General features: G+C 66.3%; 18 protein-coding genes. 5 read left to right on the top strand and 13 right to left on the bottom strand.

Annotated features, from left to right (window positions below; translation table 11 throughout):
* Positions 1 to 26 precede the first annotated feature (26 nt).
* A complete protein-coding gene (ctaD, locus tag M1247_RS05445) occupies positions 27 to 1,745 on the top strand; it encodes an aa3-type cytochrome oxidase subunit I (RefSeq protein WP_317155257.1) in 1,719 nt (572 codons plus the stop codon).
* 87 nt (positions 1,746 to 1,832) lie between these two features.
* Here ctaD and M1247_RS05440 read toward each other — a convergent pair whose 3' ends face one another.
* Positions 1,833 to 2,387, bottom strand: coding sequence for a YceI family protein (locus M1247_RS05440; RefSeq protein WP_317155256.1), 555 nt, complete (start codon positions 2,385 to 2,387; stop codon positions 1,833 to 1,835).
* Positions 2,388 to 2,501: 114 nt separating this feature from the next.
* Complete coding sequence (locus tag M1247_RS05435; protein ID WP_317155255.1) at positions 2,502 to 5,081, bottom strand: bifunctional FO biosynthesis protein CofGH; 2,580 nt, start codon at positions 5,079 to 5,081, stop codon at positions 2,502 to 2,504.
* A gap of 256 nt (positions 5,082 to 5,337) precedes the next feature.
* On the opposite strand from M1247_RS05435, the gene M1247_RS05430 reads away from it, so the two are divergent.
* Positions 5,338 to 6,552 carry a hypothetical protein gene (locus M1247_RS05430; RefSeq protein WP_317155254.1) on the top strand — a complete coding sequence of 405 codons (1,215 nt, stop codon included), beginning with the start codon at positions 5,338 to 5,340 and terminating at the stop codon, positions 6,550 to 6,552.
* On the opposite strand, the gene M1247_RS05425 is transcribed toward M1247_RS05430, so the two are convergent.
* Positions 6,553 to 7,002 (bottom strand): hypothetical protein, encoded by a 450-nt coding sequence (locus tag M1247_RS05425; RefSeq protein ID WP_410506813.1) that lies wholly within the window; start codon positions 7,000 to 7,002, stop codon positions 6,553 to 6,555.
* A 113-nt stretch (positions 7,003 to 7,115) separates the two neighbouring features.
* On the bottom strand, positions 7,116 to 7,985 hold the full coding sequence (gene mshB / locus M1247_RS05420) for an N-acetyl-1-D-myo-inositol-2-amino-2-deoxy-alpha-D-glucopyranoside deacetylase (RefSeq protein WP_317155253.1): 870 nt from the start codon (positions 7,983 to 7,985) through the stop codon (positions 7,116 to 7,118).
* Between the two features lie 83 nt (positions 7,986 to 8,068).
* On the opposite strand from mshB, the gene M1247_RS05415 reads away from it, so the two are divergent.
* On the top strand, positions 8,069 to 9,331 hold the full coding sequence (locus M1247_RS05415; protein WP_317155252.1) for a chloride channel protein: 1,263 nt from the start codon (positions 8,069 to 8,071) through the stop codon (positions 9,329 to 9,331).
* On the opposite strand, the gene M1247_RS05410 is transcribed toward M1247_RS05415, so the two are convergent.
* Positions 9,328 to 11,190, bottom strand: a complete 1,863-nt coding sequence (locus tag M1247_RS05410) for an ABC transporter family substrate-binding protein (RefSeq protein ID WP_317155606.1) — start codon at positions 11,188 to 11,190, stop codon at positions 9,328 to 9,330. The two genes, M1247_RS05415 and M1247_RS05410, sit on opposite strands and share 4 nt — an antisense overlap.
* A gap of 396 nt (positions 11,191 to 11,586) precedes the next feature.
* Here M1247_RS05410 and M1247_RS05405 point away from each other — a divergent pair, with 396 nt between their 5' ends.
* Positions 11,587 to 12,903, top strand: a complete 1,317-nt coding sequence (locus M1247_RS05405; protein WP_317155251.1) for a hypothetical protein — start codon at positions 11,587 to 11,589, stop codon at positions 12,901 to 12,903.
* A gap of 54 nt (positions 12,904 to 12,957) precedes the next feature.
* Here M1247_RS05405 and typA read toward each other — a convergent pair whose 3' ends face one another.
* A complete protein-coding gene (gene typA / locus M1247_RS05400; protein ID WP_317155250.1) occupies positions 12,958 to 14,847 on the bottom strand; it encodes a translational GTPase TypA in 1,890 nt (629 codons plus the stop codon).
* Between the two features lie 287 nt (positions 14,848 to 15,134).
* On the opposite strand from typA, the gene M1247_RS05395 reads away from it, so the two are divergent.
* The gene (locus M1247_RS05395; RefSeq protein WP_317155249.1) at positions 15,135 to 15,401 is read left to right on the top strand and encodes a hypothetical protein; all 267 of its coding nucleotides are present in this window, start codon (positions 15,135 to 15,137) and stop codon (positions 15,399 to 15,401) included.
* Between the two features lie 3 nt (positions 15,402 to 15,404).
* On the opposite strand, the gene M1247_RS05390 is transcribed toward M1247_RS05395, so the two are convergent.
* The 7 genes from M1247_RS05390 to M1247_RS05360 form a co-directional block, all read right to left on the bottom strand.
* Positions 15,405 to 16,790, bottom strand: coding sequence for a WS/DGAT/MGAT family O-acyltransferase (locus tag M1247_RS05390; RefSeq protein WP_317155248.1), 1,386 nt, complete (start codon positions 16,788 to 16,790; stop codon positions 15,405 to 15,407).
* Between the two features lie 68 nt (positions 16,791 to 16,858).
* Positions 16,859 to 17,587, bottom strand: coding sequence for a respiratory nitrate reductase subunit gamma (gene narI / locus M1247_RS05385; RefSeq protein ID WP_410506812.1), 729 nt, complete (start codon positions 17,585 to 17,587; stop codon positions 16,859 to 16,861).
* Between the two features lies 1 nt (position 17,588).
* A complete protein-coding gene (narJ, locus tag M1247_RS05380; RefSeq protein WP_317155247.1) occupies positions 17,589 to 18,236 on the bottom strand; it encodes a nitrate reductase molybdenum cofactor assembly chaperone in 648 nt (215 codons plus the stop codon).
* A 7-nt stretch (positions 18,237 to 18,243) separates the two neighbouring features.
* On the bottom strand, positions 18,244 to 19,887 hold the full coding sequence (narH, locus tag M1247_RS05375) for a nitrate reductase subunit beta (protein WP_317155246.1): 1,644 nt from the start codon (positions 19,885 to 19,887) through the stop codon (positions 18,244 to 18,246).
* Complete coding sequence (locus M1247_RS05370; protein WP_317155245.1) at positions 19,887 to 23,582, bottom strand: nitrate reductase subunit alpha; 3,696 nt, start codon at positions 23,580 to 23,582, stop codon at positions 19,887 to 19,889. The genes narH and M1247_RS05370 overlap by 1 nt, the downstream gene beginning before the upstream one ends.
* Entirely contained in the window at positions 23,579 to 24,796 is a 1,218-nt protein-coding gene (locus tag M1247_RS05365; RefSeq protein ID WP_410506811.1) for a nitrate/nitrite transporter, read from the bottom strand. The genes M1247_RS05370 and M1247_RS05365 overlap by 4 nt, the downstream gene beginning before the upstream one ends.
* A gap of 139 nt (positions 24,797 to 24,935) precedes the next feature.
* Positions 24,936 to 25,328 (bottom strand): (deoxy)nucleoside triphosphate pyrophosphohydrolase, encoded by a 393-nt coding sequence (locus M1247_RS05360; protein WP_317155244.1) that lies wholly within the window; start codon positions 25,326 to 25,328, stop codon positions 24,936 to 24,938.
* Positions 25,329 to 25,338 lie beyond the last annotated feature (10 nt).

Genomic DNA, 25,338 nt, shown 5'->3' with positions numbered 1-25,338 from the left:
TGTAAAAACTAGGGAGGTCATCGACGATGACCAGTACCGACGATCGGACCACCGAGCACCCCATTGACAGTCGGCCCGACCAGCTGACCGCACGCCGACCTTTTCCGGAGCGGCTGGGCCCCAAGGGCAGCCTGATCTACAAGCTGATCACCACCACCGATCACAAGCTCATCGGCATGATGTACATGGTCACGTGCTTCGCCTTCTTCTTCGTCGGCGGGCTGATGGCACTGTTCATCCGCACCGAGTTGGCGATGCCCGGGCTGCAGTTCCTGTCCAACGAGCAGTACAACCAGCTGTTCACCATGCACGGCACGCTGATGCTGCTGTTCTACGCCACCCCGATCGTGTTCGGGTTCGCCAACCTGGTCCTGCCGCTGCAGATCGGCGCGCCGGACGTCGCTTTCCCGCGGTTGAACGCGCTGTCGTTCTGGCTGTTCCTGCTCGGCGGCATCATCACGATCTCGGGTTTCATCACCCCTGGCGGCGCCGCAGACTTCGGCTGGACCGCCTACTCCCCGCTGAGTGACGCCATTCATTCCCCCGGTGCGGGCGGAGATCTGTGGATCATGGGCCTGGCCGTAGCCGGCCTCGGGACCATCCTGGGCGCGGTCAACATGATCACCACCGTGGTCTGTATGCGCGCCCCGGGCATGACGATGTTCCGGATGCCGATCTTCACCTGGAACATACTCATCACGTCGATCCTGGTCCTGCTGGCCTTCCCGCTGCTGACCGCGGCACTGTTCGCCCTGGCCGCCGACCGCCATCTCGGCGCGCACATCTACGACCCGGCCAACGGCGGAGTCCTGTTGTGGCAACACCTGTTCTGGTTTTTCGGCCACCCCGAGGTCTACATCGTGGCGCTACCGTTTTTCGGCATCGTCACCGAGATTTTCCCGGTGTTCAGCCGTAAACCGGTGTTCGGGTACACCACGCTGGTCTACGCCACCGTGAGCATCGCGGCCCTGTCGATGGCCGTGTGGGCACACCACATGTTCGCCACCGGAGCCGTGCTGCTGCCGTTCTTCTCATTGATGTCGTACATGATCGCGGTGCCCACGGGCATCAAATTCTTCAACTGGATCGGCACGATATGGAAGGGCCAGCTGACCTTCGAGACCCCGATGCTCTTTGCAGTCGGCTTCATGGTCACCTTCCTGCTCGGTGGGCTCTCGGGGGTGATGCTGGCCAGCCCGCCGATCGACTTCCACGTCACCGACACCTATTTCCTGGTGGCACACTTCCACTACGTGCTGTTCGGCACCATCGTGTTCGCCTCGTTCGCGGGGGTGTATTTCTGGTTCCCCAAGATGACCGGACGCCTACTCGACGAGCGCCTCGGCAAGCTGCACTTCTGGCTCACCCTGATCGGGTTTCACACCACATTCCTGGTGCAACACTGGCTGGGCAATGAGGGCATGCCGCGCCGCTACGCCGACTACCTGCCCTCTGACGGATTCACCACGCTCAACGTCGTCTCGACCATCGGGGCGTTCACCCTTGGGGTCTCGATGCTGCCGTTCGTCTGGAACGTATTCAAGAGCTGGCGCTACGGCGAGCCGGTCACCGTCGATGACCCGTGGGGCCACGGCAACTCGCTGGAGTGGGCCACCAGTTGCCCCCCGCCGCGGCATAACTTCACCGAACTGCCCCGGATCCGATCCGAGCGACCGGCATTCGAGCTGCACTACCCCCACATGGTGGAGCGGATGCGCGCCGAATCGCACATCGGCCGGCACTGACAAGCTGCACACCACTGCGTCCGGCGTCCGTCACGCCAGAGTGACCGTCGGGGCTGCGCGTCACTCTGGCGCGGCAAGGGAACTCGGTCAGGCCTGCTTGAGTGCCTCGATTTCGAGGGTGATGGTCACCTTGTCGCCGACGACGGTGCCACCGGTCTCCAGCGGCATGTCGATGTCGATGCCGAAGTCCTTGCGGTTCAACACCACCGACGCCTCGAACCCGGCGACCGCACCGTGGCCCATGCCCGGGTTGACGCCGTTGAACTCGAGGTTCAGGCTGACCGGCTTGGTGATGCCCTTCAGCGTGAAGTCACCGTCGAGCACGTAGTGATCACCTTTGGCGGTCACCGCGGTGGATACAAACGTCGCGACGGGGTGAGCGTCGACACCGAAGAAGTCGGCGGCTTTCAGGTGGGCGTCGCGCTGCTCGTTGCCGGTGGTGATGGAGTCGACCGCGATCTCGGCAGTCACCGCCGGGGTGCCGTCCTCGGCCACCGTGACTGCGCCGCTGAACGTGCTGAATGTGCCACGCACCTTGCTCACCATGAGGTGGCGCACTGAGAAACTGATCGCGGAATGCGCGGGGTCGATGGCCCAGGTGCCTGCGGTGAGGTCGGTGTTGGTGGCTACTGCAGCGGTCATGATGTCTCCTCGTTTCCAGAGCCGGTCCCTCCGGCGCCTTCACGAACACCAACCGGACTGCAGTCCGATTCATTCCCGTGCGTCCTGAACTGCACTTTCGTAGCCGACGGACGACTAGGCAGCGAGCGGCGCGTAGGTCGTGGTGCGCTGACGCGCGGGACGGCCGATCCCCTCGGCGATCGCCATCAGTTCCTCGACGGTCTTGGCTGACCCGTTCTCCGAGCCGGCCATCCGGGAGATGGTCTCCTCCATCAACGTCCCACCCAGATCGTTGGCGCCGCCACGCAGCATCACCTGAGTGCGCTCGATACCCAGCTTCACCCAGCTGGTCTGGATGTGATCGATCCTGCCGTGCAACATGATCCGTGCCAGCGCGTGCACGGCCCGGTTGTCGCGGTGCGTCGGTCCCGGCCGTGCCCCGCCTGCCAGGTACAGCGGCGAAGACTGATGCACGAACGGCAACGGAACGAACTCGGTGAATCCACCGGTGCGGTCCTGGATGTCACGCAGCACGTTGAGATGCCCGACCCAGTGCTTGGGGGTGTCGACGTGGCCGTACATCATCGTCGAACTCGACCGCAGACCCACCTCGTGCGCCGTGGTGATCACCTCGATCCACATCGACGTGGGCAGCTTGCCCTTGGTCAGCACCCACCGCACCTCGTCGTCGAGGATTTCGGCCGCGGTGCCCGGGATGGAACCCAGCCCGGCCTCACGCAGGTCGGTCAACCACTCGCGGACCGAGATGCCGCTGCGGGTGACCCCGTTGGCGATCTCCATCGGGGAAAACGCATGCACGTGCATCGACGGCACCCGCGCCTTGACCGCACGCACCAGATCGGCGTACCCGGTGACCGGCAGTTCCGGATCGATGCCGCCCTGCATGCACACTTCGGTCGCACCGGCGACGTGCGCCTCCCAGGCCCGGTCGGCGACCTCGTCGGTGGACAGTGAGTACGCATCGGCGTCGCCCTTGCGCTGTGCGAACGCGCAGAACCGGCAGCCGGTGTAGCAGATGTTGGTGAAGTTGATGTTGCGGTTGACCACGAAGGTCACGTCGTCACCGACCACGTCGCGGCGCAGCGAATCGGCCAGCGCGGCAACGGCGTCCATGGCCGGGCCGTCCGCGGTGGCCAACGCCAGGTACTCGTCGTCGCTGCAACCGCCCGGGTCGCGCTCGGCCGACCGCAATGCGGCCAGCACATCGGTGTCGATACGCTCGGGAGCCCGGGCCGCCAATTCGGACACCTTGGCCCGGATCGACTCCCAGTCCCCGAACGCGCTGTCGAGGTCGCTGCGGGTCTCGGTCAACCGGCCCTCGGAGTCGATCGCGGCATGCAGATCGGTGCGGCCCAACGATTCCGATGCCTCGTCGGGTTCCTGCCAGGGCCGCCCCACCGGATTCACGTCCAGCGCCAGGCCGGTGTCCGGATCGGCCAGCGCGTCCACGTGGCCGCGGACCCGCGGATCGATCCACGCCGCGCCCGCCTGCACATACTTCGGCTGTGCGGTGAGCCGCTGCACCAGGTCGTAGCCCGCCTCGGCAGTGATGTCGGCCAACTCGTCGAGCGCCGGCCAGGGCCGCTCGGGGTTGACATGATCGGGCGTCAGCGGCGACACCCCGCCCCAATCGTCGACGCCTGCCCCGATCAGTGCCAGGCAATCGGCCCGCGACACCAGGTTCGGCGGCGCCTGGATGCGCATTTTGGGTCCCAGTACCAGCCGGGTCACCGCGATCGTCGCCAGGAAGTCCTCGATGTCGGCATCGGGTGTCGACGCCATCGCGGTGTGGTCCTTGGCACGGAAGTTCTGCACGATCACTTCTTGGACGTGACCGAATTCTTTGTGCGAACGCCGGATCGCGTGCATGGTCTCGGCGCGCTCGGTGAGCGTCTCGCCGATGCCGACCAGCAGCCCGGTGGTGAACGGAATCGACAACCGGCCGGCGTCGTCGAGCGTGCGCAGCCGCACCGTCGGGTCTTTGTCCGGGCTGCCGTAGTGGGCCAGGCCCTTGGTTTCGAACAGCCGCCGCGATGTGGTCTCCAGCATCATGCCCATCGACGGTGCGACGGGCTTGAGCCGCGACAACTCCGACCAACTCATCACACCGGGATTCAGGTGCGGCAGCAGTCCGGTCTCCTCGAGCACGCGGATCGACATCGCCCGCACGTAGTCCAGCGTCGAGTCATAACCCCGCTCATCAAGCCACTGACGAGCCTCCGGCCAGCGCTCCTCCGGGCGGTCACCGAGGGTGAAAAGTGCTTCTTTGCAACCCAACTCAGCACCGCGGCGAGCCACGTCGAGGATCTCGTCCGGCTCCATGTACATGCCCTGCCCCTGCGCGCGCAGCCGTCCGGGGACCGTAACGAACGTGCAGTAATGGCAGGTGTCCCGGCAGAGATGGGTCACCGGGATGAACACTTTGCGCGAATAGCTGACCGGTAACCGGCCTGCGGGGCCGCGACGCCCATCGGAGGTAAGACCCGCATCACGGACCCGGGCGGCACTGGAACACAGGTCCGCCAGATCCTCTCCGCGGGCCGCCATCGCGATGGCGGCTTCATCCACATTGAGCGCCACCCCGTCGCGGGCCCGCCGCAGCACACGTCGTAACGCTGCAGGACTGGGTGCGCTCGAATTGGATGGGATTGCGGGGACTCCCAGATCAGCGCCGGGTTGAGGATTCAGAGCCACTCCCGTGTAACCCCGGTGTCGTCGTCGATCATCCACACATCCCACATTCTGAAACCTTGGCGCGTGCCATACCGGCCACAGTAGTACCGGTGCGGGCGGCAGTGGCGGCCCGAGGGGGGTCCCGAGTTCCACGCTTGTTCCCAATGCGTTATCCGACGCGCTGTCCCCGGCTCACGGACCTGGCGAATCCGGACGATATCGTCGTGATTCGCGATATTTTGATCGTGGGTCGCGCAGTGCATTCCAGGGAGCTGTCATGAACGTGTCTGTCCGGTCGTATCTCATGGCAGGTGCCGTGGCAGCCACCGCAACAGCCGTCGCGCTCACCCCGGTGCAGGTCATGCCCGCCGACATCGCCGTGCCTGCCCAGCCGAGCACCGTCGAACCGCAACTCTCCCAGGCCATGGTGGACCTGTTGGCGGCGGCAGGCCGGATGACCGCAGCCCTACCCACTACCCCGCTGCGGCCGAGCGGTGCCGACCCGGCGACCGGTACCGCACCGGCCGCGGCGGTCACCGCAAGCCCGGCAGCCGTGGCGATCGCCCCCAATCTCGCGAACACGATCGACAACGCCTACCTCGCGATCGAGCCTTGGGTGCAGTACGGATTCGAGGTCGCGGCGGCCGTGCTCGCCTGGGTGCCCTGGGTCGGCGGTGTGTCCGGCCTGGTCATGGACGCCTACACCTTCGGCGAGTCCCTCGTTGCCAGCGCCGTCTTCAACTTCACGGACTGGTTGCGGGGCGACGGCGGCATCATCTCGAACGTCGTCGACTTCGGCGTGGACGTCGGATTGGCCTTTGTCTGGCTGGGGCTCGATGTGGTGAACACCTTCATACCGCTGCCCCCGATTCCCCTGCCGCCACGCCCGCCGGTCCAGGGACCGTTCGTGGCCGCCAATCTGCTGGCGACACCGGCAACCGCTGCAATCGGCGACCTCGTGCAGAACCCGATCGACACGGTCACGGGCACGCTCACCACTGTTCGCGAAGACTTCGTCGAAGCGGTCGAGGACCTCACCGACGGCACCGTCCTCGCCGATCGGGTCGACCCGCTGGAGGCCGTGGTCACGGCCGTCACGCCCGACGAGCCGGCTCAACAGGATGCCGTCACCGATATCCCGACCTCGGTGCGGCAATGGCTCAAGCCGCGCGACAAAGCCGCAGGCGAGACAGCGAGCCCGGACGGCCTCGCGCCCCGTGCCCTGGCCAAGGACGTTCGGGACAGCACCCGGAAGGTGGCCGCGACCGTACGCGCCGATGTGAAGAAGGCCGCCGAGAACATGCGTGACAACGTGCGCAATGCGGTCAAGGACGTCCGCAAGGGATTGACCGGATCCGACGCGAAGAAGCCATCCGAGAACAGCACCAACGGTAAGGCCGACACCGCAAAGCCGGCGAAGCCCACCAAGCCGGCCAAGACGGACAAGAAGGACAAGGCCGCGAAGAAGGCGACCACGGAGGCCAAGGACTAGTCAGCGGCGCTGCCGGGACCACAGCAGCCAAGCCGGTGGCAGCGCCCCGAGCGCGACAAAGAGCAGTGCTCCGTAGGCCATCACGCCGTAGCCGGCGAAGATGATGTCACCGCCGGGCCCGCCGAATGTCATCGCGACGACCGTGCCCAGCCAGGTCCACAGCGGCAACGCCGCCACCCGCTTCGAATCCGTCCACTGCATGGCGGCCCAGACGAGCGCGAGGTTGACCGCACCACTGATGAGGGCACTGATCGGGAACGGTATGGCGCCGATATAGGACGGCAACAACAGTGCGCCCACGACGGCCGAGATGATGCCGTCTACGGCGAGCAGTGCCAGCACGATGCCGGCGAGCGGTGGGTCCGCGGGATCGAGGGGCTCGGCGCGGCTGGTGACCGGGGTCAGGTCGGGATGCTGTCGAGCAACGACACCAACGAACCCACGACCCACTGGTAATTGTCCGTCCGGTCCTGCCAGTGCTGCAGGTTCGGATCCAGATCGGGGTCCATGGGTTTCCCTTCGACGCGCTGCTTTCTGAACGGAGCCTACGCGCCCCGCATCGGCTATTCCAGATCCAGACCGGCGAGTAGGTCGGTTTCCCAACCACGGGAGTCGCGCGGACCTGCCGCCCCCCCGGCGAGCAGGTAGTGCTCGTGGGCCAGGATCGGCATCGCGAAGTTGTTCGACAGTGCGCATGCGCGCCCGTCGGGCGAGACGGTGACCTGGGTGGCGTGTGCCCGCAGTGCGCCTGCTTTGGCCGAGAGTTGTTCACTGACATCCACGACGGCGTCGATGCGATCGTCGGGATAACCGAACGGCACCTCGTCGACGGTGAGCCGGATCCACCCCGCCGGCAGGTCGGTCAACGCCTTGAGACCCGAATCCATTGCGCTGGTGGCCATAACCGACCAGTAAAATTTGGGGACGACCCAGCTTCGGTCCTCGGCGACGGCAGCGACGGCCGCGGTAGTGACGCGGTGCGCCTGGATGTGGTCGGGGTGACCGTATCCACCGTCGGGGTCGTAGGTGACGACGACGTGCGGACGCAGACGCCGGATGACGGCGGCCAGTTCACCGACCGCCTCGCTCATATCGGCGTCCACGAAGCGCTGCCGCCCGCGTGGCGGGGTGCCCGCCATCCCCGAGTCACGCCACCGCCCGGCTCCTCCGAGGAACTGTGGTGCGCCGATCCCCAGCGCCCCCAGGGCATCGGTGAGCTCGCCGATGCGGTAGCCGCCCAGCTGGTCGGCCTGGTCGGCCGCCAATTGCGCATAGCGTGAGCCGATCACCTCGCCCTCTTCACCCAGGGTGCAGGTGACCACATGGACGTCGGCGCCGAGGGCCGCGTAGTGCGCGATGGTGCCGCCGGTCGTCAGACACTCGTCGTCGGGGTGAGCGTGGACGAACAAAAGGCGGGGCGTTTCGTTGGACATCGTGCGTGACGATAGCGCTGCTCCGGCCGGTGGTCTCACCGAACCTCACCTGATCGGTGCGGGCGGGCGCATACATTCACCGAATGAGTCGGCGTGACGTCGAGTTCGGCTGCAGCATTGTCGTGGTCGGGTTGCTTGCCGGGTTCGCCGGTGTGGCCACCACGCTGCTGCTGCACGCTGTCGAGCATCTGACCTATCACTACACGTTCGGCTCGCTTCTCGATGGCGTCACCGGCAGCAGTCCGGCGCGCCGGGCGCTCGGCCCGATGATCGGCGGAGCGCTCGCCGGATTCGGCTGGTGGCTGCTCCGTCGCCACGCCGCGATACCGGCGCTATCGGCCACCATCTCCGAGCACCGGCGGATTCCGCGGGTGTCACTCTCGCTCGATGCCGGCCTGCAGGTGTTGCTGGTCGGCTCCGGTGCGTCGCTGGGCCGCGAGGGCGCACCCCGGCAATTCTCCGCAGCGCTCGGTGATCTCGGGATGTCGCGGTGGTCGTTGACTCCACGAGACCGCGAGATCCTGCTTGCCTGCGCGGCCGGTGCCGGGTTGGCTGCGGTCTACAGCGTCCCGGTGGGCGGTGCCCTGTTCGCAACCCGCATCATGCTCAAGACCTGGCAACCGCGGGCGGTCGGGACCGCACTGATCACGTCGAGCCTCGCCGTCGCGGTCGCCTCACCGGTGACCCACGCGCAGGCACCCCTGCACTGGCCCGGCCCCGAATTGTCTTATCTGCTCACGGGTTTCGCCCTGGTGTTGGCACCGTTGGCACTGGGCGTCGGGATGGCGTTCAACCGCATCATGGCGTCCGCGCGACCCGCCACCACGAAGACATCGTGGCTGATCATCCCTGGAATCGCCGGCGCCGGTCTGCTGATCGGCAGCTGCTCGGTGTGGTGGCCCACGCTGCCGGGCAACGGCAAGAGCATCCTGACGGTGACCCTGGACAGCAACATGACACTTGCCGGGGCCGTGGTGATCCTCTTTCTCAAGCCGGTCCTGACCGCGGTGTTTCTGCGCGCCGGAGCCGTCGGCGGAATGCTCACCCCCGCGTTGGCCACGGGCGCGGCGGCGGGTTCGCTCGTCGCGCTGGCGATCAACACCTGGACCGGCCAGAGCGTCAGCGTGGCCGCGGTGTCCCTGACGTGCGCGGCGGGAGTTCTGGCCATCACCCAGCGCGCACCGCTGTGGGCGGCGCTGTTCGTCTGGGAACTTGCCCGGCCTCCGTGGTGGGTGCTGGCGCCTTTCGTGGTGGCCGCTGTCGCCGCACACGGCCTGCGGCTGCTCTGGGAACGCCGGCGACAACCTGCACAGCTACCGGCAGGTCGCGAACGACGTGACGCCTAACGCGCCTTCGTCCAGTCCCCGGCATCGCCGACGATCCCCACCGGTACCGCACCGGACAGGCTCACGTTCTGCACGCTGGGCCCCGCGGCAACGATGGTGGTGTCCTGCAGGATCGGCAGAACGGTCGACATGTTCCACAGCCGAGGTTCGACAGCCTCGATCACCTCGGCAATGTTCTCCGTACCGTCCAGCGCCGCATCAATTTTCGGTTGGATGCTGCGATCGCAGATTCCGGTGATATTGCTCGGCGCCTGTACCAACTCACCCGAGTCGGGGCTGGGTATCGGCGGCGCCGTCGGAGTCGTGGTGGTGGGTCCGGGCGGGGGCGGGGTGGTCGTCGGTTTCGTCGTCGAGGAGGTGGGCGCGCCGGGGACGGCGGTGGATACCGGTGTGGCCTCCAATGCGCGACAGCCGTAGCGCGAAGCCAGCGTGGTCGCCAGGTCCCCCCCGGCCTGGTGCCAGCCGACAACGGCGTCGACCCGATTGTTGGTCAGCGCGTCGCTGTACAGCGCGACGGGATCCAGTGCCAACACAGACGCATCGATTCCGACGTTGCGCAGTTGATCGGCAGCGGTGTTGGCCACTGCGACCGACGTCGGGTCGTTGGATGCGACGCCCAGCACAAGACTCAGCGGTACACCGTCCTTGACGATGCGTTCGCGGCCGCCCTCGACCGGCGTGGCCGGCGCTGGAGGTTCGATCTCAAATCCGGCTGCGCGCAACAGGTCCAACGCGGCATCGCGTGACATCGCAGGTGGCGCGGTGGGCACATACCCTGGATCGGACGGCGACCGGACCTGAGCCTGGGCCAGGGTGACGGTGTTGTCGTCACCGGCGCCGACAGAGGCCAGCAGATCGACATCGATCAAACCCAGGATCGCCTTACGCACCTGGTCGTCGGCGAGCGTCGGCTGCTGTGCCCGCAACGTCAACTGCATGACCCGCGGGGTGACGATGCGCGCGGTCCGCACATCGGGTATCGCGCTGAGCTGTGCGAATGTTGCTGCGCCGCCGTGCACTTGAGCCACCTGGGTATCGCCGTTGCGGATCGAGTCGGCCAGCGCGGCGGGCGCCCCGCCGCGGCGGAACAGCACCAGATCGGGCTTGGCGGGCACGCTCCAGAACCGGTCGTTACGCGCCAGCAGGATCTCGTCACGTTGCGGGTCAATATTTTCCACGCGGAACTGGCCACCGGTGACCGGCATCGCGCGGGCCAGTCCCGCACCGAAACCGCCCGGCACGTCCTTGACGATGTGCGCGGGCAGAATGTCATTGAACAGCTCGCGCCAGGCGGGATAGGGCTGCGAGAACGTCACCACCGCCTGCTTGCCGCCTTCGACCGACTGGACCCCGGTGATCAGGTCGTATCCTGCCGGATCGACCACGCCCGGCTGGCTGACCATCTGTCGCCAGAGGTACCAGTAGTCATCCGCCGCGATCGGCGCGTTGTCGGTCCACTGCGCCTCCGGCCGGATGTTGTAGGTGATGGTGAACGGGTTCTCACTGGTCACCTCCGCCGACTCCAGCAGCGTGGTGTCCAGCTCCCACCGCGAACCGGTCGGGGACTTCGGATCGGGAACCGGCCGGAACGAACTCGGCAACACCAGGGCCGAGATGGCCGCATTCACCGGAGACTGATCGGACAGCAGATGCGGATTGAAGCCCGGCCCGATGGAATCGATGGCCATGATGATCTGTGTGGCCTTCATCGGAGGCGGCGGTGTGGTCTCCGAGGTTTCCGTGCTCTGCGGAGCCGGCGGCGGACTGACCGTACAACTGCTGAGCAGCAGTGCCGGCACCGAAATGAGCGCCCCGATCGTCAGGTGGGCGCGGCGGGTGGGTGTCGGCACGCCACTCAGGGTATCGACCGGCCCGTCCCCGGCCGAGGAGCGCACCTGTGCTGTGCGGCGAGCGACCGACCGGCTACACAGTCTAGCTAAATGAATCCAATTACTTGCAGCTCCAAGCAAGGTTGCCACGAAACGTTGACATGCCCGCCGAATGGAGCGCGCACACCTCCGGCGCCTTCAGAAAGCAGTGTCTGATCTGCAGTTATCATCACTTCACGGCCGCACCTCCGACCGGGCCGGCAAAACTGACGCAGTCGCTGAAATACCGCACCGCGACGATGCCTCGGCGAGCGCCACAGCTTCAGTAGAACAAGTTTCATATTTTTGTATCCATCTCAGCTTGTTCTCAGTTACCGTCTCCTCGTCGGCCAGAGTGACCGACGCCACACCCCAGAGGAGACACCGTTGCGACAAGCACTGAGGCCGTATGTAACGGCCGGCATCGCGTTAGTGGGTGCCGGCGTCATAGCCGTCACCCCGATATCGGCGCCCCCGCCCGACATCCAGGTCCGAACGGTCGAACTTTCCGCGGCCGTCCAGACCCTCGACCCCCAAGCCGCCGCGGTCAACGCAGCCGACGCGGTGGCCTACGCGATACCGCCCGGCCTGACCCCGTCCCAGGCGTACCAGTACCTCTTCCAGTTGACGCTGGCATACACGTTCGACGCGATCGCCCCGATCGTCAGTAACCCGACGCCCATCCTCGGCCAGGTCGTCACCAATTCGCTCGGGTACGCGAACATCCTCGCCATGGGCAGCGTGACCGCCATGGCGAATCTCGTGGACGTGCTGTCGATGGCGCCTCAATCTCTGCAGGCCGCAGTCGATCAACTCATGGCGGGCGACATCGAGGCCGCGATGATGACGGTGTGGAACAACGTCGTGGTGGCTTCCGTGATTGCCGTCGGCTACCCGTTCCTTGCCGCCGCTTCCATCCCCGGTGCGATCGCCCAGAACATCGCGAATGTCGCTGTCGCCCTGCCGAACATCGCGATAGGTGTCGGTTTCGGCGCGCTCGCCACGGCGAACAGCACGGTCGGTGCCACAGCGGCGGCGGTGCAGAGCATCGTGGATGCGGTGGGCGCCGGGGACCCGAAGGCCGTCGTGGACGCACTGCTCATTGCGCCGGCCACGGTGGCGGGCGGCTTCCTCATCGGTGGCTATCCGGAAGGAAACCTCGGTCTGATCAACGGCATCGTCAAGAGCCTCGTGCTCGCACGCGAGACGATTGCCGAGGCTCTTGGCGCCCCGCCCAGAGAGATTCCGGAAGGATCCCTTGACCCGACGGCCGCCGAGCACGATGCCGCCGACCAGGAAACAGGCTCTGTGACAACGGAAGTGGTGTCCTCCGGGGGAGACACCGCGCCGGCGCCGCCCAGCGGAGACGCGGCGGCCGTCACCGACGGGAGCACGGAAACCCCGGAGCCGGAGGCGGATCCGGCTCTCACGGAAAGGCCGACGCGGTCCGTCCCGCTGGTCCGGGACAGCGCCAAAGCCGAGCCGGGGAAGATCGGGCTGACCGGCAAACCGGTCAGGGACGCGGCCAAGTTGGTGAAGTCGTTCAGCGACCGCGTCTCCGCGACGGCGGACAAGCTCGGTGACAACATCAAGAAGGCGTTGACCAAGCCGGGCAAGAAGCCCTCGGGGCCGACCGATGGCGATGCCAGGGCCGATTCCGGCTCCGGCAGCACCGAATCCACTGGATCGGGGGAGAGCGGATAAGCAGTACCGCTCCGGTCGGCCCCCTCTTCTGGATGGGAGGGGGCCGGTTGCCGCTTAACCCCTGGCTTTGGCCCGCGCCTTGGCACGCGCCCGCAGGCTCGCGGTGAGCTCGACTTTGCGCACCCGCACGATCTCGGGGGTCACCTCGACGCACTCGTCGGCCGCGCAGAACTCCATCGCCTTCTCGAGGTCGAGTTCGAGCGGACGGGCCAGGGTCTCCATCACATCGGCGGTCGAGGACCGCATGTTCGTCAGCTTCTTCTCGCGGGTGACGTTGACGTCCAGATCCTCGGCGCGCGGGTTGATGCCGACGACCTGACCCTCGTAGGTGTCGTCGCCCGGCTCGACGAAGAACTGGCCGCGGTCGGACAGCTGGATCATCGCGAACGGCGTCACCGAACCGGTGCGGTCACTGACCAGTGAGCCGGTGTGCCGGGCGCGGATCTCTCCGGCCCACGGCCGGTATCCGTCGAAGACCGCGTTGGCGATGCCGGTGCCCCGGGTCAGTGTGAGGAAATCGGTGCGGAACCCGATGAGCCCGCGGCTGGGCACGATGAAGTCCATCCGCACCCACCCTGCGGCGTGGTTGGCCATCTCTTCCATCCGGCCCTTGCGGGCGGCCATCAGCTGCGTGATGGCCCCGACGAACTCCTCCGGACAGTCGATGGTCATGGCTTCGAACGGCTCGTGCAGCTTGCCGTCGATGTTCTTGGTGACCACCTGAGGCTTGCCGACGGTCAACTCGAACCCCTCGCGCCGCATCTGCTCGACCAAAACGGCCAGCGCCAGCTCGCCACGGCCCTGCACCTCCCAGGCGTCGGGCCTGCCGATGTCGACCACCCGGATGGACACATTGCCGACAAGTTCGCTGTCCAACCGGCTCTTCACCATGCGCGCGGTCAGCTTGTGCCCGGACACCCGACCCGCAAGCGGTGAGGTGTTGGTGCCGATGGTCACCGAGATCGCCGGCTCATCGACGGTGATGCGCGGCAGTGCGTGCGCGTGTTCGGGGTCGGCGAGGGTGTCACCGATCATGATCTCCGGCATGCCGGCTACCGCGACGATATCCCCGGCGACGGCCTCGTCGGTCGGGGTGCGGTCGACCCCTTCGGTGGCCAGCAACTCGGTGATCTTGGCCGAGGTGACGACCGGCGTGCCGTCCACCTCGCGCATCCACGCCACCTGCTGGCCTTTCTTCAGGCGGCCGTTGTAGATGCGGATGAGCGCGAGCCGGCCCAGGAACGCCGACGCGTCCAGGTTGGTCACCAGCGCCTGCAGCGGTGCCTCGGGGTCCCCGGACGGCGGCGGAATGTGCTCCATGAGCACGTCGAACAGCGGGTCGAGGTTGGCGCCGTCGGGGGCCTCGCCGTCGGCGGGCTGTGTGGTCGAGGCGATGCCGGCCCGCCCCGACGCATACAGCGTCGGCAGGCCCAGCGCATGTTCGGCCGCGGCGGATGCCTCCTTGTCGAGGTCGGAGGCCACGTCGAGCAGCAGGTCGTGGCTGGCCTCGACCACCTCGGCGATCCGCGCGTCGGGGCGGTCGGTCTTGTTGACCACCACGATCACCGGAAGATGGGCCATCAGCGCCTTGCGCAACACGAAGCGGGTCTGCGGCAACGGCCCTTCCGAGGCGTCTACCAGCAACACCACCCCGTCGACCATGGACAATCCGCGCTCCACCTCGCCACCGAAGTCGGCGTGGCCCGGGGTGTCGATGACGTTGATCACCGTCATGCTGCCGTCAGGGTGATGACGGTGCACCGCGGTGTTCTTGGCCAGGATCGTGATGCCCTTTTCCTTCTCAAGGTCACCGGAGTCCATCAGGCGCTCGATTGCGTCGTCACCGCGGTGACTCAACGCACCTGACTGCCGCAGCATCGCATCGACTAGGGTCGTTTTGCCGTGGTCGACGTGGGCGACGATCGCGACGTTCCGGAAATTCACCCGGTAATTCTGGCAGCCTCGCCGGTCAATCGCGAAAACGAGAGAGCCCCGTCACGTGAAGCCCGCCAAATTGGTCCGCCTGAAACCGAAGAAAAAGTGCTGCCGCAGCACGCCGCGATGCAAACGCTGCCCGTTGGTGCTGCACAAGGTCCACAAGGCCGAATTGAATGGTCTACGGGGTCACGAACTCGAAAAGGTCTTCAAACGTGCCAGGAAATCCTAAGGGTGCGCGAGTACCGTAAAACCTGTCCGTCAACCTGGGGTGGGCGTGTTTGGAGGTGCCGATCATGACGGTTTATGAAGTGCTCACGATCGCGCTGATCATGCTGCTCGCGACTGCGACGACCATTGCGATCTATGTCGGGTTGGCCAACTGGATCGGCGCTTGCTACGTGGTCCGGTGCAGTGAATGCCATCACCTGACGTTCGCCTCGGTCAACCGGCCGCAGGAGTCCTGCGCGCACTGCCGTCATCCGGTGCTCATGCACCCGCTGTACGCCGCACAGCATCCCGACCATGCCGTACGCGTGGTGGGTGACCGGCTCCGCTACTGAAGCTCACTGACCTTCCACGAGCAACAGGGTTCCCGCCGGGGTGGAGCGCCAGTGCCCGGTACTGATGGTGACCAGCCGCGCGATCGCCTCCTTGATGCCGGTGGCCAGTTCGTCGACATCGGGTGTCGCGTCGTAATCGCCGATGACACCGAACACCAACCGGTCCGCGTAGCTCATGATCGCGATCCCCGTGCGCAATTGCAGCGCCAGCGGTGGAATGGGCAGCAGTCGCACTACGTCGCGCCCCAAGACCCGCAACCGTGTCCGTGGACCTCGCACATTGGTCGCCAGGGTGACCACACCGCGCTGCGGTAGCCGCGTCAGCGCCCGGACGGTCCACGCCAGGAACGGGAACGGGATGGCGTTCGCCGCGGATACCAGGATGTTTCCCGCTTGACGCTGCCCGCTACGCTTCGCCCGGTCCAACCGCGCGTGTACCTGGCGGAGCTGTTCAATCGGATCGGCCTGCTCGACCGGAAGATAGGGCAGCATGACGGATACCCGGTTGTCGATCCGGTCGCGGAGTTCGTCGGAGCGCACCGACACCGGCACGAGCGTGCGCAGCGAGTCCGCCTGCGGTCGTTCCCCCCGCCTGATCAGCATGGTGCGGAAGCTGTCGGTGATCGCTGACAGGGCAACATCGTTGACCGTCACGTCGAACCGCCGGCACACCGTGTCCACCTCGTCGAGGGACACCTCGGTGGTCGCGTAGCGACGCATGCTGGTGACGGGTCCGATCAGCGAGGTCGTCGCCGCGGGCCGCATCAGTCCGTCCGCGATACCGACCGCGCCGTGCATGACCTGCAGCGCCGTCGCGGGTAACGCCATGGAGGCGCGGAAGACCCCGGAGATCCAGTCCATCGGGTTGAAGCCTGGGTTGTCCGTGGCCTTTTCGGAGTTGTCGCGGTGTGCGATGGCGTCGCTGTCGTCGCACAGCTGGTCCAGGAGCCGGGTCGCGGCGACGCCGTCGGCAATGCAGTGGTGCACCTTCATCAGGATCGCCCAGCGGTTGTGTTGGAGCCCGTCGACGATCCAGCATTCCCACAGCGGACGGTCCCGGTCGAGGCGTCGCTCCATGACCTCGGCGGCCCACCGGTGCAACGCCGCGTCGCCACCCGGACGCGGCAATGCCGCATGCCGGATGTGGTGGGAGGGATCGAAATTGGGGTCCTCCATCCACTGTGGCACGCCCAGGTCGAACGGCTGCGTGCGCAGGAGCTGATGCAGGCGCGGCACCGCAAGTGCCCGTTCGGCGAGCGATGCGACCACGCGGTCCACGTCGGGCATCGGCCCGGCAAGTACGGCTATCGCACCGATGGCAAGGCTCACATGCCGATCGGAATCCTCTGCTTCCAGGAAGCCCGCGTCCAGGACACTCAACTGCTCCATGCGGTCAGCTTCTACCTCGCGGCTGTGAAGCGGCAGAGCCAAAGGTCCCTAGTTGCTTGTGGTGACGGTCACCATCCGCGGCGATGCGGCTGCGAGCCGACCAGCTCGGTGCCCGCGGCGACATCACGGCTGCGGTAGACGATGTAGGGCCGGAACAGGTAGCCGATCGGTGCGCTGAACACGTGCACCAGCCGGGTGAACGGCCACAGGCAGAACAAGGTGAGCCCGATCATCACGTGGATGTGGAAGTACAACGGCGCCTGCACCATCAGATCCCCACGGGGCTGCAGGATCCAGATGGAGCGGAACCACGGGGACACGGTTTCGCGGTAGTCGTGGTCGGCACCGGCCGGGCTGGCGCCGATCAGTGTGCAGGACACCCCGGCGATGATCGCGGCCACCAGCACGAGATACATGACCTTGTCGTTGACCGTGGTCGCCATGAACACCGGGCCGGTGGTGCGCCGCCGGTACACCAGCAGGACGATACCGACCAGCGTCATGATCCCGGCGATCCCGCCGAGCGTCACGGCCTGGATGTGATAGACGTGGTCGCTCATGACCGCGTCGGTCCAGGATTCGGGGATGACCAGGCCGATGATGTGCCCGACGATCACCACCAGAATGCCGAAGTGGAACATCGGGCTGGCGATGCGCAGCAGCCGGGATTCGTAGAGCTGCGACGATCGGGTGGTCCAGCCGAACTTGTCGTAGCGGTACCGCCACCAGGTGCCGATGCCGACGATCGCCAACGTCACGTATGGCACCACATCCCAGAAGATCTCCCAACCCGACACCTCACACACCTTCCTGAATCCGCCGGGGCGGCACCGTCAGCTGGAACGGCTCCAATCCCACGGCCTCGGCCGGCGGCCCGGAACTCAGCAGGCGCTGCGTCTCCCCGACGACCGCCAGCGGCAGCGTCGCGGAAACCGCGCTGACAGCGCCCACGTATGCCGACCCGGCGTCGATCAGCGCCTGCCTCAGCACGTTGATCGGTACCCGGTACTTCGTCAGCAGCCGGCGGCCCTGCTCGGCATCGACGGTGGCGGCGAATTCGAGCACCACCGGAAGATGATCGGGTGCTTCGCCTTTCGGTACTTCGACACCGGCACCGCGATAGGTCTGGGTGAACTCCACCATCTGCGCTCCCCGGTTGCGGGTATCCCCTGCCGTCCAGTAGGTCAACAGCATGGTGCAGCGCTTCTGCAGGTCGAACGTCTCGACGTAGGACTGCTGCAGTTGCATGGGAGACGGAAGGCTCAGCCCCACCACAGTTTCGCCGAGGAGCCGCCGGGGTTCGCCGGTGACGTGATCGAGTAGGCGCGCCGCAGTCTGGATACGCTCGGCATGCTCGGCGTCGGGATAGGCCAGCAGAAGTGAGGCGGCCTGCCACACCAGGCGATCCTGCAGGGTGTTGCTGCTTCGTTTGCGACGCTTGATCATCAGATCCTCACCCGTCCTTGGGGAACAGTCCGGCGGGTACTCCCCTGCCGTCCCAGTTGAGCAGGTTCACGCGCGACGGATTGTCGGCGTTGGCGCCCATGCCCGTGCTGGTCTGCCGGTCCTTCAGGGCATGGAAGGTCTCGACCGCGACGGGCACCGGCCCGCCGCTGGCCTCGCCGAACGGACCCGACTCGTACATGCCGGGACCGCCGTCGAAAGACAGTGAGCAACCAGACTCCTCCAGTTGCTTGCCCTCGGCGGCGTACGCCGTCGGAATGACGTAACGCTCTTCATATTTCGCCAGGGCCAGCAGCCGGTACATCTCGTACATGTGTTCCTCGGTCATGCCGACGGACTGCGGAATGTGCGGCTGGGTCTCCCTGCCGAGGTTGATATCGCGCATGTAGGACCGCATCGCCGCGAGCCGACGCAATACCCCGTCGACGATGTCGGTGTCACCGGCGGTGAACAACCCGGCCAGGTATTCGACGGGGATGCGGAGTGACTCCAGCGCCCCGAACAGATTGCCGATGTCCTCCCCGTCATGCCCATCCCGGCTGACCGCGTCGACCACCGGGGACAGCGGCGGGACGTACCACACCATCGGAACCGTACGGAACTCCGGATGCAGCGGCAGCGCAACGCCGTAGGTGTGGATCAGCTTGTAGATCGGCGAGCGTTGCGCGGCCTCGATCCACTCGTCGGAGATGCCCTCGGCCCTGGCCCCGGCGATCACCTCCGGGTCGTTCGGGTCGAGCAGGATCTGCCGCTGCGCCTCGTACAGATCCTTGTCGTCGGGCACCGACGCCGCTTCCAGCACCCGGTCGACGTCGTAGAGCACCAGACCGAGGTAACGCAACCGCCCGACGCACGTCTCCGAACACACCGTGGGCAGACCGACTTCGATGCGCGGATAGCACATCGTACATTTCTCCGCCTTGCCCGTCTTGTGGTTGAAATACACCTTCTTGTAAGGACATCCGGATACGCACATCCGCCAGCCGCGGCAGCGGTCCTGGTCGACGAGCACGATGCCGTCCTCGGCGCGTTTGTACATCGCTCCGGACGGGCAGGATGCCACGCACGACGGGTTCAGGCAGTGCTCGCAGATCCGCGGCAGGTAGAACATGAACGTCTGCTCCAGTTCGAGCTTCACCTGTTCGCTGATCTTCTGCAGGACCGGGTCGCCCGGCACGATCTCGGGGGAGCCACCGAGATCGTCGTCCCACGCCGCCGACCACGACACCTTCATGCGCTTACCGCTGATCAGGCTCCGCGGCGGCGCCACCGGCATGTGTTCACCGAGCGGGGCCGACGTCAGATTCTCGTAGTCATAGGTCCAGGGTTCGTAGTAGTCGTTGATCGAGGGCAGTTTCGGGTTGGCGAAGATGCGGGACAACTTGGCCAGCCGGCCACCGTCACGCAGTCTCAACCTGCCCCGGCGGTCCAGCCGCCAACCACCGCGCCACCGTTCCTGATCCTCATACGTGCGTGGGTAGCCTTGCCCCGGACGGGTTTCGACGTTGTTGAACCACACGTATTCCGTGCCTGAACGGTTGGTCCAGGCCTGCTTACAAGTCACCGAGCAGGTGTGACACCCGATGCATTTGTCGAGGTTCATCACCATCGCCATCTGGGCCATGACCTTCATCAGTACGTGACCTCCTGTGACCGCCGCCGCACCACGGTCACCTCATCTCGTTGGTTCCCGGTGGGGCCGAGATAGTTGAACGCGAACGCGGTCTGCGCGTATCCGCCGGCCAGGTGGCTGGGCTTGATCAACAGTCGGGTCAGCGAATTGTGGATACCGCCGCGCGTCCCGGTGGTCTCGGTGAGCGGTACATCGATCGTGCGTTCCTGCGCGTGGTAGACGAACACCACGCCATCGGGCATCCGGTGGCTCACGATGGCCCGGCAGACCAGCACCCCGTTGCGGTTCACCGCCTCCACCCAGTCGTTGTCCTTCACTTCGATTTTCGTCGCGTCCCGCGGGCTTATCCACATGGTCGGACCGCCACGCGAAAGCGAGAGCATGAACAGGTTGTCCTGGTACTCCGAGTGGATCGACCACTTCGAATGCGGGGTCAGGTAGCGCACCGTCAGCCCGATCCCTCCCGGGCCCGCCGGACTCCCGACGGCAGGCTCACCGAACAATCGCGCCATGTCCAGCGGCGGCCGGTAGATTGGCAGCTGCTCGCCGAGTTCCTCCAGCCAGTCGTGATCGAGATAGAAGTGCATCCGTCCGGTCAGGGTGTGGAATGGCTTGAGCTCCTCGATGTTCACGGTGAAGGGCGCGTACCGACGCCCGCCCGTCTCCGAACCCGACCACTCGGCGCTGGTGATCACCGGCACCGGCCGGGCCTGGGTGTCGGCGTAGGTGATGCGGCGTTCCTCGCTGCCCTCGGCCAGGTGCACGAGCTTGCGGCCGGTGCGCCGCTCCAGCTGCCGGAACCCTTCGACGGCAAGCCTGCCGTTGCTGGTGCCCGAGAGCGCGAGTATCACGTCCGCCATCCGTTCGGCCGTCGTGATCGCCGGCCGGCCCTGGGCCACACCGGAGTTCATCACACCGAACTTCGCTCCCAGCTCGCGCACCTCGATATCCGGATGGGTGGTGACGCCCTTGGTGGCCACGCCGAGCTGCTCGACCAGTGGACCCAACGTGAACCACTTGTCGGCGATCGCCCCGTAGTCGCGTTCCACCACCGCGACCGGGCCCATCGTCTTACCCGGTACCGGAACCTCTCCGGTGGTGCGCCAATCCTGTTCGATACCACTCGGGTAGGCCATCGCGCCGGGTGTGTCGTGCTGCAGCGTGCCGAGCACCACGTCGGTGCGGGTGCCGAGATGTTTCACCGCCAGCGCGCTGAACGCCCGCGCCACCGCGCCGAATGCCGCGAAGTCCGAACGGGTTTCCCACGGCGGGTCCACCGCCGGACTGAACGCGTGGACATACGGGTGCATGTCGGTGCTGGACAGATCGGCCTTCTCATACCAGGTCGCCGCGGGCAGGACCACATCCGAGAGCAGGGTCGTCGAGGTCATCCGGAAGTCGATCGACATCAGCAGGTCGAGCTTGCCTTCGGGGATCTCCTCGGGCCACTCGACGTCGTTGGGCCGCAGCTCCTCGGCGGCGGGCTGCGCCTGCACGTTCGACGTGGTACCGAGCAGGTGCCGCAGGAAGTACTCGTTGCCCTTGCTGGACGAGCCGAGCAGGTTGGCGCGCCAAACACTCAGCACCCGCGGCCAGTTCGCCGGGTTGTCCGGATCGGTGACGGCAAGTTTCAGCTTTCCGGCGGCAAGTTGCTCGGCCACATATGCCGGGATCTCCGACGTATCGCGCCCGGCCGCCAGCGCCTCGTCGGCGACGTCGAGGCTGGACCGGTCGAACTGCGGGAAGAACGGGCTCCACCCCATCGCCGTCGCGGCCGCCAGCACGTCCATCGTGTGCTTTCCGGCGAAGCGGCCCCGGCCCAGCGGACTGGCCAGCGCGTCGGCACGGTAGCCGTCGTAACGCCACTGATCGGTGTGGGCATACCAGTACGAGGTACCGGCCATCTGCCGCGGCGGGCGCGACCAGTCGGTGGCCATCGCCATCGTGGCCCATCCCGTCACGGGCCGGCACTTCTCCTGCCCCACATAATGTGCCCAGCCACCACCGTTACGGCCCATGGATCCGGTCAGCAGCAGCAACGACAGCACCGCACGGTAGGTGGCGTCCCCGTGGAACCACTGGCAGATGCCGGCCCCCATGATGATCATCGTTCGGCCGTTGGACTCCTCGGCGCTGTGCGCAAGTTCTCTGGCCACCCGGATGGCCTGTCCTGCCGCCACACCGGTGATGGGTTCCTGCCACGCCGGGGTATACGGCTGGGTGGCGTCGTCGTAACCGGTGGGCCATTCCCCCGGTAATCCGGGGCGGGCCACCCCGTACTGCGCCAGCATCAGGTCGAAGACCGTGCACACCAGGTACTCACCCACCCGACGCACCGGCACCCCGCGTTCGATCGTCTCTCCGTGCCCGTCAAGAGTGTCGAAGCGCGGCAATTGGACCGCGGCGGTCTCACCGCCCTCGGCCGCCACCGTGAGGGCGGGGACCAGGTCCTCGAGGTCGAGATTCCAATTGCCGAGGCCGGCGTCACCGAACCGGAAACCCAACGAGCCCTGCGGCACCGCGACGCTGTCACTGGCCCCGTCGAGCAGTGCGGGCTTGAATGCGGCGTTCTCGGTGTCCTGGCCCAGGTCGGCGGCGGTCAGGTTCTTCCCCGGCACCAGCGCCCCGTCGCGCTCCTCCAGTTTGACCAGAAACGGCAGGTCGGTGAACCTGCGCACATAGTCCACGAAATACGGCACACGCTGCCGCACAAAGCATTCCGTCAGGATCACGTGGCCCATCGCCATCGCCAGCGCACCGTCGGTGCCCGCCGCGCACGGCATCCATTCGTCGGCGAACTTGGTGTTGTCGGCGTAATCCGGACTGATACTCACGACTTTGGTGCCGCGATACCGGACCTCGGCCATCCAGTGGGCGTCGGGCGTGCGGGTGACTGGCACGTTGGAGCCCCACATGAGCAGATACGTTGCGTCCCACCAGTCGCCGGATTCGGGCACGTCGGTCTGGTCGCCGAACACCTGCGGAGAGGCCACCGGCAGATCGGCGTACCAGTCGTAGAACGACGTCATCACGCCGCCGATCAACTCGACGAACCGTGACCCCGCGGCGTGGCTGACCATCGACATGGCCGGGATCGGCGAGAAGCCGGCGACCCGGTCCGGGCCGTAGGTCTTGATGGTGTGCACATGTGCTGCGGCGATCATCTCGGTGGCCTCGGCCCACGTCACCCGGACCAGACCGCCTTTGCCGCGGGCACTGTGGTAGCGGCGGCGGCGCACCGGGTCGTCCTGGATGTCCGCCCAGGCTGCCACCGGATCGTTGAGCCGGGTCTTGGCCTCCCGGTACATCTCGACGAGCACGCCGCGGGCATACGGATACCGCACGCGGGTCGGCGAATAGGTGTACCAGGAGAACGCGGCGCCGCGGGGGCACCCGCGCGGCTCGTATTCGGGACGGTCGGGCCCGACCGACGGATAGTCGGTCTCCTGCGTCTCCCAGGTGATGATCCCGTCCTTGACGTAGATCTTCCACGAGCACGATCCGGTGCAGTTGACACCGTGGGTGGAACGCACGACCTTGTCATGACTCCACCGGTCGCGGTAGAACACGTCGCCCTCGCGGCCACCCTGACGGGTGACGCTGCGCAGATCATCGGAGAACTTGCCAGGGGTGAAGAACCGGCCACTACGTTCAAGCAGCTCCTCAATCGGCCCGCCGACGTGAGGTTTGGTCATCTGCGCTCCTGGGGCTGCGGCTCGTGGGCATGCAATCGCGTCGCGGTGTATACCAGCGCCACCAACGCCGTCGCTACCAAAAGCAGCAGCCCGACGGTGTAGTCGTTGTCGACGCCGTCGTAGGTGGCACCCATCACCAGCGGGGGGAAGTAGCCGCCCAAACCGCCAGCGGCGGCCACGATTCCGGTCACCGACCCCACCGACTGGGCCGGTGCGCGGCGGGCCACCCAGGCAAAGACACCGCCAGTGCCGATACCGAGGAAGACCGCCAGTGTGATGAACGTGAGTGCCGACCACACGTCAGGGGGCGGCTGGAACATCGCCACGAACGCCAACAGTGCGGTGCCCGAGAACGAGACGAGCACCACGTACTTCGGCGGGATGCGGTCCGACAGCGCACCACCGATCGGACGGGCCAGCACCGCGGCCAGTGCGAAACCCGCTGTCCGCGTGCCGGCTTCGACGGCGGAGAAGTCGTAGATGGTCTTGATATAGGTGGGCAGGTAGTTGCTGAACGCCACGAAGCCGCCGAAGACGACGGCGTACAGGAACGACATCTCCCACGTCACCGGCAGTTTCATCGCGGCCTTCAGTTTCGGCAGCACCGGGTCGGTGTTGGGCTTGAAGGCCGGTGCATCTCGCATCATCGCCACGCACAGCAGCGCCGTGGCCGCGAGAGCAACCGCGACGATGACATGGGTGGTGAACAACCCGAACCACCGGACGAACCGCGGGGTGAAGAACGCCGACAATGCCGTACCGACCATGCCCATTCCGAACACGCCCGTGGCGAACCCGCGTCGCGCCGGCTCGTACCAGTTGTTGGCGAACGGGATTCCGACCGCGAAGATCGTGCCCGCGATGCCGAGAAAGAAACCGAACACCAGCAACAGTGGATACGAATTGCCCACTCCCGCCGCACCGACTGCGAGCACCGGCACGATCGAGGCCAACGTGACCGCGATGAACATCGTGCGGCCTCCGAACCGGTCGGTGAGCGAGCCGACGACGATCCGGCCCAGGGATCCCACCAGGATCGGGGTGGCGACGAGCATGGAGGCCTGCGTGCTGCTCAATCTCATATCGCCGGCGTAGGTGGTCGATAACGGGCCGATCATGTTCCAGGCCCAGAAATTGATGGCCGAGACCCAAGTGGCCAGCACAAGATTCACGCGCTGCCGCCGACCTGTGTACGGCGTGATGGCCGTGCTCACCTGCACAGCGAATCATCCACGGGCCGCGCCTGTGTCGCTTTTGACGGAAACGAAATATGAAACATGGGTGTATCGAAATACCCCCGATGGGGCGTGATGGTTAACCGACGCCACTCTCGGCAACGTCTCCCACACTCCGTCAGGAGGTCTGCAACGCCACCGTCAGCTCATCCAGCCACGCACGGTCGGCGGGCACCCAGGCCAATGCGTCGAGTTCGGCCGCGGTGACCCAGCGCAGTGCGCGGTGGTCGTGCGGGTGCGGGCTGCCCGCGGTCACTGCGACCCGGTAGGCACGCAGCGTCATCGTCGGGCTCAGCGGGACGTCGGCGCCCAGGCGCGCACCGACAGTCACCTGCACACCCAGTTCCTCGAGCAGTTCGCGCGCCAGCGCGTCGGCATCGCTCTCCCCCGGGGCGACCTTCCCGCCGGGCAACTCCCAGAGCCCGGCGAGCTCCGGCGGCCGGGCACGCTGGGCGACCAGCAGCGCGGCACCTGAAAACAATGCCCCCGCAACGACGATCTGGGCGTTCATCGCGCCCGAC

It is taken from the genome of Mycobacterium appelbergii (assembly GCF_032883035.1).
GTDB classification, from domain to species: domain Bacteria; phylum Actinomycetota; class Actinomycetes; order Mycobacteriales; family Mycobacteriaceae; genus Mycobacterium; species Mycobacterium appelbergii.
This window is presented reverse-complemented; position numbering and strand designations above follow the sequence as displayed.